The following is a 9,937-nucleotide window of genomic DNA, read 5'->3' as shown; positions in this document are numbered from 1 at the left end:
GTCCCTCTCCCGAACGGGCGAGGGGACCCATGCCAGATCTGTAAAGGTCGGCGCAGAATGGGCACCCCACCTCTCCCGTTCGGGAGGTCTGAGTGGGCGCTCGATGAGGTGACGGCGTGGCCGGGCCGGCTCAGTGCCGGAAGTGGCGGTGGCCCGTGAACACCATGGCGAGGCCCGCCGCGTCGGCGGCCGCGATCACCGCGTCGTCGCGCATCGAGCCGCCGGGCTGGATCACCGCCGTGGCGCCGGCCTCCGCGGCGGCCATCAGCCCGTCGGCGAAGGGGAAGAACGCGTCCGACGCCACGACCGCGCCCTGGGCGAGGCTCTCGGACAGGCCGAGGCTGCGCGCCGCCTCGGCGGCCTTCCAGGCGGCGATGCGGGAGGAATCGACCCGCGACATCTGCCCCGCCCCGATGCCCACCGTGGCGCCGGCCTTGGCGTAGACGATGGCGTTCGACTTGACGTGCTTGGCCACCCGGTAGGCGAAGCGGAGATCCGCCGACTCGGCCTCGGTCGGGGCCCGCTTGGTGACGACGGTGAGGGGCATGTCGTCGACCACGGCGTTGTCCCGGCCCTGCACCAGGAGCCCGCCGGACAGGCTGCGCACGGTCTCGCCGGGCGAGCGTGGATCGGGCAGGCCGCCCGCGAGAAGCAGGCGCAGGTTCTTCTTGGCGGCGACGATCGCCACCGCCTCCTCGGAGGCGTCGGGCGCGATGATCACCTCGGTGAAGATCTCCACGATCCTCCGCGCGGCCTCGGCGTCGAGCGGGCGGTTGAGCGCCACGATGCCGCCGAAGGCCGAGGTCGGATCGCAGGCGAGCGCCCGCTCGTAGGCCTGAAGCAGGCTGTGGCCCTCCGCCACGCCGCAGGGGTTGGCGTGCTTGATGATGGCGACCGCCGCCGTGCGGGACGGATCGAACTCGGCGACGCACTCGTAGGCGGCGTCCGTGTCGTTGAAATTGTTGTAGGAGAGGTCCTTGCCCTGGACCTGGCGCGCGCTCGCCACGCCCGCCCGCACGAGGCCGGGCGCGCGGTAGAAGGCGGCCGATTGGTGGGGGTTCTCGCCGTAGCGCAGCCCCTGGGCGAGGCTGCCGCCGAAGGCCCGGAAGGCGGGCGTGCCCCTCGCCTCGATCCGCCCGGCGAGCCAGTTGGCGATGGCCGCGTCGTAGGCGGCCGTGCGGGCGTAGGCCGCCTGGGCGAGGCGGCGCCGGGTCGCGCCGCCGAGCGCGCCGTGGCGGGCCGCGAGCTCGGCGAGCAGGTCGGCATAGTCCGACACGTCGGTGACGACAGCGACGTCGGCGTGGTTCTTGGCCGCCGCCCGGATCATGGCGGGCCCCCCGACATCGATGTTCTCGATGCAGTCGTCGTAGGCGCGGCCCGCCGCGATCGTCGCCTCGAACGGGTAGAGGTTGACCACGAGGAGGTCGATCGCGCCGATGCCGTGGGCGGCGAGCGCGGCCTGGTGCTCGGGGTTGTCGCGCACGGCCAGCAGGCCGCCGTGGACGGCCGGGTGCAGGGTCTTCACGCGCCCGTCCATCATCTCCGGAAAGCCCGTCAGGTCGGCGACCTCGGTCACGGGCAGGCCCGCCTCGCTCAGTGCGCGATGGGTGCCCCCGGTGGAGACGAGGTCGACGCCGCGCTCGGAGAGCGCGCGGGCGAAATCCACGAGACCCGTCTTGTCGGAGACGGAGAGTAGCGCGCGGGTGATCCGCACCTGGTCATGCGACATCGAACACTCGTACAGGCAGTCGGGCGGTGTTCGGGCGCCGGTAGCATGAAAGCGGCCGCGCGGGCCAGGGTCACGCCGCGGGCGCGGCGGCGGCGCGGCGGGTGAAGGACCAGCTCACGCGCGCGCCCTCCCCGACCGAGAGGTGCAGGGCGATCTGGTCGGTGCGCCGCGCGCCCGAGAGGCCCGCGAAGTAGACGCTCTCCTCAATGGCGATGTCGGCGCCCTCGGCCCGGAAGTCCCAGACCTCGCCGAGCGGCAGGCCGAGGGCGAGGCCGCCGTCCGGGCCCGGCTCCAGCACCACGGACGGGTGCAGGTGGAAGCGGATCGCGACCTCCCGCGGGCGGTGGTTGGCCCTGGCCGGAGCCTTGCTCGACCCCGCCCTCAGGAAGGCGTCCTCGCCCTCGAGCCGTCCCTCGGAACCGATCAGGCGCCAGCGCCGCTCGTGGACGACGCCGTGGTCGCGCACGAAGCCGTCGTGGCGCGCGGCCAGCACCTCGGCCTCTCCGTCCGTGAAGCGCTCGGACTTCACCTCCGCGGGCCCGTGCAGCAGGATCGGCCCGAGCCGCCGGCAGATCCAGTCGGCGGCGAGGCGCTCGCCCCACCAGCCGGTCCGCGCGAGGACATGGCTCGAGGAATCGTCGGCGACCGAGGCGGTCGAGTGCGCGGGCGTGCTCCGGGCGAGGCGCCGTAGCTCCGCCCCGCTCTCGGGCAGACCGCAATTGACGACGATGCGCTGCGGGCCGCTCGACATCTCGAAGGACAGGCAGCCCGCGCAGGCGTTGCGCGAGTAGACGAGCGGCGGCGGCGCGCCGACATCGGCCACCACCACGAGGCGGCCGCCCTCGAGCCGCTCGTAGCCTGAGAGCGGCGCGTGCATCAGCGGCTGCGCCAGGGTGCCGTCGTAGACGAGCAGCGTGGCGAGGTGGTCGGCAGCGGTGGCGCCCATGCCGTTGAAGTGGCTGAGCGAGGCGTCCGCGTGGCGCAGGAGGCGCAGCAGCGGCAGCATCCGGTCGATGGCCCGCAGCAGAGCCTCTGGCGGGTCGACGCTGCGGCTGAGGTAGCTCTGGCGCAGGGGCAGGAGATCGAGGAGCAGCTCCATCGCGAAGCGCGGGTCGCGCGAGCGGTGTCCGCCGTCGGCCATGATCTGCCGGTCGAGCTCCCGCGACAGGATGCGGGTGGCCCGCCGGAGGATCGGCTGGATGCCGTCGCAGCACAGGCCCGCGTAGCAGAGCGCCACCGCGGCGAGGAGCCGCCAGGGCGGCGGCACGCCCTGGCGCAGGTCGTGCTCCAGCTCCCGGGCGGCCCGGCCCAGGCTGCGCAGGAAGTTCTGGTAGAAGCTGCGGTCGGCCCCCTCCAGCACCAGCGGCGACTGGCTGAGGAAGGAGATCAGGCGCCGCGCGGCCACCGGCGTCGGCCGGGCGAGGGCCGGGTCGCCCCGGCCGGCCATGAAGTCGGCGACGAAGGCGCGGGCGTTGGCGCGGGCGAGCGCCGTGTCGGCGGCGCGCAGGTGTCGCAGCCAGCCGAAGCCGTAGAGCACCTCGGCCCATTCTGGCGAGGGCGGCGCGTAGTCGAAGGGCGAGCCCCCGCTCACCGCCAGCGAGCGGCCGGCGAAGACGAACAGCCCGGCATAGATGTCGTCCGCGAAGGTGGCGTCGCTGGTGCGCAGGTCGTGGGGGGCGATGATGAGGCCGGATACGCGGACCCGGGCCAGGATGTCCGGCGGCGCCGTCAGCCGCGCCGAGGCGGCCCGCACCGAGCGCGCGGCCTCGCGCCCGACAAGCCGATAGAAGCGCCAGCGATCAGGCCCCCCGAGCACGCGTTCTCCTCACCGGGCGGCGAAGCGCACCTGCGCCCGGCCGGGTCTCACTGGCGAATGAAGCTAGAGCGGGCCTCTTAACCATCCGTTTACGCTGTGTCATGCGGGAACGGCGCGGCGTTTGATCCGTACCTCGCCTCGCGCCGGGGCGGCTCCGCACCGGCGGGCGCTGGGAGCGCGGCGGGCACGTCGGGCAAGAGGCACGACAGGCAAGAGGCACGTCGGGCAAGAGGCACGACAGGCAAGAGGTACGACAGGCAAGAGGCACGACAGGCAGGAGAGGAATGGCGGCGCTCGTCTACACGCGGCTGCAGGATCATCCCCGCGAGACCTACTTCGCGACGAGCGGGGCGCTGATCGTCGGGCGGATCGACTGCATCAGCGCCGAGGCGGCGTCCGAGCAGTGGGGCTGGGGAATGAGCCTCGACATCGGCGCCCAGCCCTTCCGGCGCGGCGGCGTCGCCGCGTCGCGCGCGGACGCCGCCGCCTGCCTGTCTGACGCCTGGGAACAGTGGAAGGTCTGGGCGGGTCTTCGCGACATCGACGCCATCGAGGGATGAGTCCTCGATGGGGCTTCGAAAGGTCACGCCGTCGAGCGCGTTCTCGACACTGGGCGCGGGGATCGGCGTCGGTTTCCTGAGGTTGTAAACGACCTTGATTGACACCTGAGGCTGTGGTCAAACGTCCCTTCGGCGGCGCGACGGCACAATAATCGCGCGCTGGGAGGGGGATTCAGATGCCGGCGACCGCGAAACTTCTCCCCGGCATCCCCGCCTTCGAGTCTCCCCTCCTCGGGCATCCCGGCCTCGGCCACCAGATCAAGCCCGAGAACCTTCCGATCGCCGAGGCGCTTCGCGAGAAGGGCTACGCGGTGATCGATTTCCCCGACGCGGACTTCGACGCGCGCGCCGCCTCGATCCGCGCCGCGCTCGACGGCACGTTCGACTGGGCGGGCTGGCGCAAGGGCGGCTTCGAGCGCAACGAGGGTCTGCGCGTCCAGGACGCGTGGAAGACGAACGCGGACGTCCGCGCCGTCGCCGCCAATCCCGCCGTGCTCGATCTCCTGTCGGACCTGTACGGGCGCCGGGCGCGGCCGTTCCAGACCCTCAACTTCCCGGTCGGCACGCAGCAGAGCGTCCACTCGGACGCGAGCCACTTCGCCTCGGTCCCCGAGAAGTTCATGTGCGGCGTCTGGGTGGCGCTGGAGGACATCGAGATCGACGCCGGCCCGCTCTTCTACTATCCGGGCACGCAGAAATGGCCGATCCTCAACAACGAGCATCTCGGGATCACGTCTCACGGCGGAGCGAGCGCACACGCCTACGGGCCCATCTGGGAGACGCTCCTCGACGCCAAAGGGCTCAAGCCCGAGCGCTTCCTCGCCCGCAAGGGGCAGGCCCTGATCTGGGTCTCGACCATCCTGCACGGCGGCGACCGGCAGCTGAACAAGGACAAGACGCGCTGGTCGCAGGTCACGCACTATTTCTTCGACGATTGCGCCTATTACACGCCCTTCTTCTCCGACCCCTTCCACGGCAGCATCCTGTACCGTGAGCCGACCGATATCAGCACCGGCGAGCCGATGCGGAACGTGGTCGGCGGTCTACCGGTCGACCCTCGTTATATCGCCGAAGCGAACGCGCGGGCGCGCCATCTCCGTCACAGTCAGACGATCGCGTACGATGAGCGGATCGCGGCCCTCGAAGCCGAGCTTCAGCAGCAGATCGAGCGCAACGCGCGCCTGAAATCGTCGCTGTCCTGGCGCATCACGGCGCCGCTGAGGCGGATCGGCCGCGCGCGGGCCTCGGCTCGCTGACACCGTCTACGCGACGTCGAACGGGTCCGACGAGAGAAGGAGGCATGGTCCAGCGCGCGCTCCGGTTTCGCCTGCCGACGGCGGCGCGCGACCGCTTCGACGCCCGCAGCTTCCCCTTGAGCATCCACCGCGTCGCCTCGCTCGTGGAGGAGGCCGGATTCTCGGGAACGGCTTATCGAGGACAGGCGCCGGCCTTCGAGGCTGCACTGCCGAACGACCGGTCCGCGGTGCACCATCTCTTGCGCGCCTGCATCGAGGAGCTGCACGAATACCCGCTCCGCCTCGATCTCGCAGGCTTCGCGGCGCTGGCGGGAGCACCCGTCGCGAACCGGCGATACCTCGCACATCTCGGCTCAAGCCTCGTCAATGCACATATCGCCGGGGCGCCGGGTAGCCTTCACGATCCCGCGTTCTGGAGCGGCGTATTACCCGCACTCAGGCGCATCGGCGAACCCTATCTGCTGGTTGGCGACAGCCATTCCCGGCTCTACCGCGCGGTGGGAACGGGGCGCCTGCGGTCGATCCTGCCGATCCACGCGCTCTGCACAGCCGGGTCCGCCGTCGGCCTCGACAATCCGCAATCGCGCTCCGGTTACGGTGCCCATCTCGGCCGCATCGCCGCAGCCTTGGCCGAAGCGCAGCCTGGGCCGGCGCTGCCTGTCTTCTTCCAGTTCGGGCAGGTCGATGTCGAGTTCGTGGCGACCTTCCGCCGGATCGCTCGGGCAGAGAGGGTCTTCGATCGAGCGGCCTTCGCGGCCTTCGCCGACGAAGTCGCGACGCGCTACACGACATTTCTGGCAGAGACGTTTGCGAAGTTCGAGCATCGCTACGTCCTGCCGATCTTCCCGCCGAGCCTGTCGGACGGGACTTGGGCGCAGGGCTATGTCAACGCGCACGTCGTGCAACTCGAGAGCGCCGAAGCTGAGGAGGAGATGACCCGGCGCGTGCGCGAGCTCGAAATTCCCACTCTGCGTGAGCGAACGGAACTCCATCGAGCCTTCAACGCGGGACTCGCGCGCCGATGCCGGGAGCGTGGTCTGCGCTACGTCGAGGTGTTCGACGCCTTCCTCTCCGCGGAGGGAACGGTCGCGCCGCGCTTCATCGCGAACTCGGGCGGACGTGACCATCATATGGACGAGCCGCCGGTCCGGCCGTTGGCGAGAGCGGCTTTAGAGATGGCTCTGCGCCCGTCACGGCTACGGGTCCGGGGCTCCACGACATCGGTGAGGAGGCCCGCGGCGGCACTCTGAGATCTCCGGCGCGGCTGGTATCGCGCGCCGCCGCGGTCCTCGATGTCGGCGGCTACTGGCCCCCGCTCGTGCCGCCGCTGCTGCCGGCGCTGCCCTGCGGAACCGCGCGGGACGGCTGGCCCGCATTGCCGCCCGCGGCGGAGTTGGTGGTGGCGGTCTCGGCGCCGGTCGCTCCCGGCGCGATGATCACGTCGCGGCTGTTGCCGGTGGTGTTGGGCTGGCCCGTCACGACCGTCCCGGACGCGCCGGGCGGGGGCGGAACCGCCCGCTCCTGGGCGAAGGCGGCGGTGGACGCGGTGAGCGCGAGGGCGCTGATGACGATCAGTCTGTTCATGAAGTCTCCTTGCCGGGCCCGTCGAACCGAGCCCCTCGGCATGAGGGCTTCCAACATCCGGCCGCCGATATGGTTGCAGCCACAGGGCGTTCCCTGCCGATTCGCCGCGGCTCGACCTGTTTTCGCTGCGCCGCGGGATGTGGAGAGCGGTGATTGCGGGGACAACGATCCGAAAACACCGCCGCATCGCCGGCTAAGTCTTGATCGGACTAAGATATTTACCCGTCGAGACTTTTTCTGAGCTATCCCTGATCGCGTCCCCGACGTGGACTTGTGCGATGCGTTTCGACATCTCCGAGGATTCGAGCGGCTTCTGGTTCTGGACCCTGATCGACGATCGGTCCGGCGCCGTCCTCTGCTCGCCCGTGCGCTTCAGGACGCAGGTGCAGGCCTACGCCGACATCGCGGCCTTCAAGGCTTCGGTCTCCGGCGCGGGCGTCCTCGTCGGCGCGGCGCCGCAGCGCGGCGCGAGCGGCCCGAGCGGGCAGCTCGGCCTCCTCTGAGGCGCGCCCGACCCCGGGACCCGCTCCGTTCGCCCGATCCGCCTCGGCTGCCGCGCCCGTCTCGCTTGGCCCCGCTCGTGCACCTTGACGTTGCAGAATCGCCGCCCTTATGTGGCGGCACCTTTCCGGCCCCGATCTCGACGTTCCGGCTCGGCCCCGTCGAGCTGTCTTGAAGATCCGGCAGGCCGACGGACCTCGTCTTCGGGCGGTTCCCGCGTCCGAGATCGGGCCTCGACGAAGACTCAATCCGACGACGATCGGTCCGCGTGGAGCAAGGATGCACCCGACACTAGCTCGCGTCATGCGCCGCCGCGGGATCTCACCGAAGGCGTTCTCCGCGGCCTGCGACGAGGCCGTGCGGCTGCTCGGGGACCAGGGACCGATCAGCGCGCGGATGCAGATCGCGGCGGCGCTGGCCGCGGCCCCGGGCGGCACCCTGTGCGACGTCGGCGGCAGCGTCTCGGCCTATCTGGTCGTCGCCCACCTGCTCGGCACCCGCGTCACGGTGGTCGACACCCTGCCCTACGCCGACGACCCGGCCGGCTCCGCGCCCGGCTTCACCGAGGAGGTGCGCGCCCGCCTCCGGCTGTTCGACCGCCTCGGCATCGCGGTGGAGCGGACCGACGTCTTCGAGACGCCGCTGCCGGCCGCGCAGTACGACGTGGCCGTCGCCTTCGAGACGATCGAGCATTTCGCCCACTCGCCGAAGCCGGTGCTCACCGCGATGGCGGCGAGCCTGAAGCCGCAGGGCCGCCTCTGCCTGTCGACGCCCAACATCGCGCGGTTCGAGATGCGGATGCGCCTGCTCGCCGGCCGCACCCCGCACGAGCGCTTCGTCCCGTTCTTCGAGACCGCCGGCCCCTTCCTCGGCCATCACCGGGAGTACACGCTGAGCGAGTTCCGCGCGCTGCCGGGCCTGCTCGGCCTCGCCCCCGTGGAGGTCTTCGCGGTCAACGCCGCCTACGAGAGCCGCAAGCGCAAGAGCGCGGCGCAGCGCTTCCTGATCGACCTTGAGGAGCGCCACGGCCTCGGCGACCGGCTGCTGCCGCCGACCCTGCGCAAGCATGTCTGGCTCGAGGCGCGCAAGCCCGGCTGAGAGCCGGTCTCACGCTCGCCGGCACAGGCGGCTCGCGAAGAACCCGTCGAGGCCGCCGAGGTCCGGACCTGGCGCGCCGCCGAGATGCGACGGCAGCGTACGCAGGTCGCCCTGCGCGCCGATCAGCTCTGCAAGGCCGCCGATTTCCTCGGGCCGGACGGGCACGCGCTCGTAGCCCGCGTGGCGGGCGAGGAAGGCCGCGATCTGCGCCTCCCCCTCCTCCGGCTCCAGCGAGCAGGTGCAGTAGACGAGCCGGCCGCCGGGCCTCACGAGGGAAGCCGCCTTGTGGAGGAGGCGCGCCTGCAGTGCGGTCAGCCGGGCGAGGTCGGCCTCGGTCTTGGTCCAGGCCACGTCGGGGTGCCGGCGGATGGTGCCGGTGGCGGAGCACGGCGCGTCGAGGAGCACGGCGTCGAAGGCCGCCTCCTCCGTCAGGTCGAGGGCGTCGCCCACGCGCACCTCCGCCTCCAGGCCGAGGCGGGCGAGGTTCTGGCGCAGGCGCTCCAGGCGGGCCGCCGAGCGGTCGACGGCCATCACCTGGGCTCCCGCAGCGGCGAGCTGGGCGGTCTTGCCGCCCGGCGCCGCGCAGAGATCCGCCACCGCCTCGCCGGGTCGCGGTTCGAGCAGGCGCGCGGGCAAAGCCGCGGCCGCGTCCTGCACCCACCATGCGCCCTCCCCGTAGCCGGAGAGCTCCGCGACCGGGGCGCGCACGTCGGTGAGGCGGAGCGAGCCGGTCGGCAGGAGGGTGGCCCCGAGCCGCTCGGCCCAGGTCTCGGGCTCGGCCCTCACCGTCAGGTCGACGGCGGCGCCGCGCAGATGCGCGGCCGCGATCGCGCCGGCCGCGTCCCCGTAGGCCTCGCGCCAGCGGGCGGCGAGCCAGGCGGGCGTGTTGTGGTCGAGGGGCGGGCCCGCCTCGGCGAGGATCGCCCCGCGCTCGCGCACGACCCGGCGCAGCACCGCGTTCACGAGTCCGGCGAGGTGCTGCAGGGAGCGGTCGCCCTTGGCCAGTCGGACCGAGAGGTCGACAGCCGCGTGGTCCGGCACGTTGAGGTCGAGGATCTGCGCCGCGCCGGTGGCGAGGAGCGCCAGCAGCCGAGGCTCGTCGCGGGGCAGCCCCTGCGCCATCCGGGCACCGAGCGCCCGCTCCAGGAAGCCGAGCCGGCGGAACGTCGCCGTGGCAATGGCGCGGGCGAGGCCCGCATCGGCCGCGTCGAGGCCCGCCGCCCGCGCGCCCTGCGCCAGCGCGTCCTCCAGGGCGAGCGCCCGGCCCTTGCCGAGGAGCTCGGCCACCGCGGCCTGCGCCACGCGCCGGGCCGCGAGCCCCGCCGCGTCCGGAGTCTCGGGGCCGTCCGGCCCGCGCGCCGGACCGCGCGCATTGCGGCGTGTCGCCATGAAA

9 protein-coding genes are annotated in these 9,937 nt (G+C 72.2%); 5 read left to right on the top strand and 4 right to left on the bottom strand.

From position 1 onward, the window contains the following. Positions 1 to 130: 130 nt before the first annotated feature. Together purH and MOX02_RS12160 are read right to left on the bottom strand one after the other, a co-directional pair. Positions 131 to 1,729: a bifunctional phosphoribosylaminoimidazolecarboxamide formyltransferase/IMP cyclohydrolase gene (purH, locus tag MOX02_RS12165; protein WP_147026058.1), complete on the bottom strand. Its 1,599-nt coding sequence runs from the start codon at positions 1,727 to 1,729 to the stop codon at positions 131 to 133. A gap of 70 nt (positions 1,730 to 1,799) precedes the next feature. Then, the gene (locus tag MOX02_RS12160) at positions 1,800 to 3,545 is read right to left on the bottom strand and encodes a heparinase II/III family protein (RefSeq protein WP_147026057.1); all 1,746 of its coding nucleotides are present in this window, start codon (positions 3,543 to 3,545) and stop codon (positions 1,800 to 1,802) included. A 284-nt stretch (positions 3,546 to 3,829) separates the two neighbouring features. On the opposite strand from MOX02_RS12160, the gene MOX02_RS12155 reads away from it, so the two are divergent. The 3 genes from MOX02_RS12155 to MOX02_RS12145 all read left to right on the top strand — a co-directional run bounded on the left by MOX02_RS12155 (position 3,830) and on the right by MOX02_RS12145 (position 6,611). Beyond that, on the top strand, positions 3,830 to 4,105 hold the full coding sequence (locus MOX02_RS12155) for a hypothetical protein (RefSeq protein WP_147026056.1): 276 nt from the start codon (positions 3,830 to 3,832) through the stop codon (positions 4,103 to 4,105). Positions 4,106 to 4,281: 176 nt separating this feature from the next. Further along, positions 4,282 to 5,361: a phytanoyl-CoA dioxygenase family protein gene (locus MOX02_RS12150; protein ID WP_147026055.1), complete on the top strand. Its 1,080-nt coding sequence runs from the start codon at positions 4,282 to 4,284 to the stop codon at positions 5,359 to 5,361. Positions 5,362 to 5,405: 44 nt separating this feature from the next. Continuing rightward, positions 5,406 to 6,611, top strand: coding sequence for a hypothetical protein (locus MOX02_RS12145; protein ID WP_147026054.1), 1,206 nt, complete (start codon positions 5,406 to 5,408; stop codon positions 6,609 to 6,611). 52 nt (positions 6,612 to 6,663) lie between these two features. Here the strand turns inward: MOX02_RS12145 and MOX02_RS12140 are convergent, their stop codons facing one another. Further along, on the bottom strand, positions 6,664 to 6,945 hold the full coding sequence (locus tag MOX02_RS12140) for a hypothetical protein (RefSeq protein WP_147026053.1): 282 nt from the start codon (positions 6,943 to 6,945) through the stop codon (positions 6,664 to 6,666). A gap of 278 nt (positions 6,946 to 7,223) precedes the next feature. Here MOX02_RS12140 and MOX02_RS12135 point away from each other — a divergent pair, with 278 nt between their 5' ends. After that, positions 7,224 to 7,448: a hypothetical protein gene (locus MOX02_RS12135; RefSeq protein ID WP_147026052.1), complete on the top strand. Its 225-nt coding sequence runs from the start codon at positions 7,224 to 7,226 to the stop codon at positions 7,446 to 7,448. Positions 7,449 to 7,725: 277 nt separating this feature from the next. Beyond that, entirely contained in the window at positions 7,726 to 8,544 is an 819-nt protein-coding gene (locus tag MOX02_RS12130) for a class I SAM-dependent methyltransferase (protein ID WP_170267836.1), read from the top strand. 9 nt (positions 8,545 to 8,553) lie between these two features. On the opposite strand, the gene MOX02_RS12125 is transcribed toward MOX02_RS12130, so the two are convergent. Continuing rightward, entirely contained in the window at positions 8,554 to 9,933 is a 1,380-nt protein-coding gene (locus tag MOX02_RS12125; RefSeq protein ID WP_147026050.1) for an RsmB/NOP family class I SAM-dependent RNA methyltransferase, read from the bottom strand. Between the last annotated feature and the right edge of the window lie 4 nt (positions 9,934 to 9,937).

It is taken from the genome of Methylobacterium oxalidis (genome assembly GCF_007992195.1).
In the GTDB taxonomy this organism is placed as follows: Bacteria; Pseudomonadota; Alphaproteobacteria; order Rhizobiales; family Beijerinckiaceae; genus Methylobacterium; species Methylobacterium oxalidis.
Note: the sequence above shows the minus strand (reverse complement) of the source record. Positions and strands in the feature narration are given on the sequence as shown.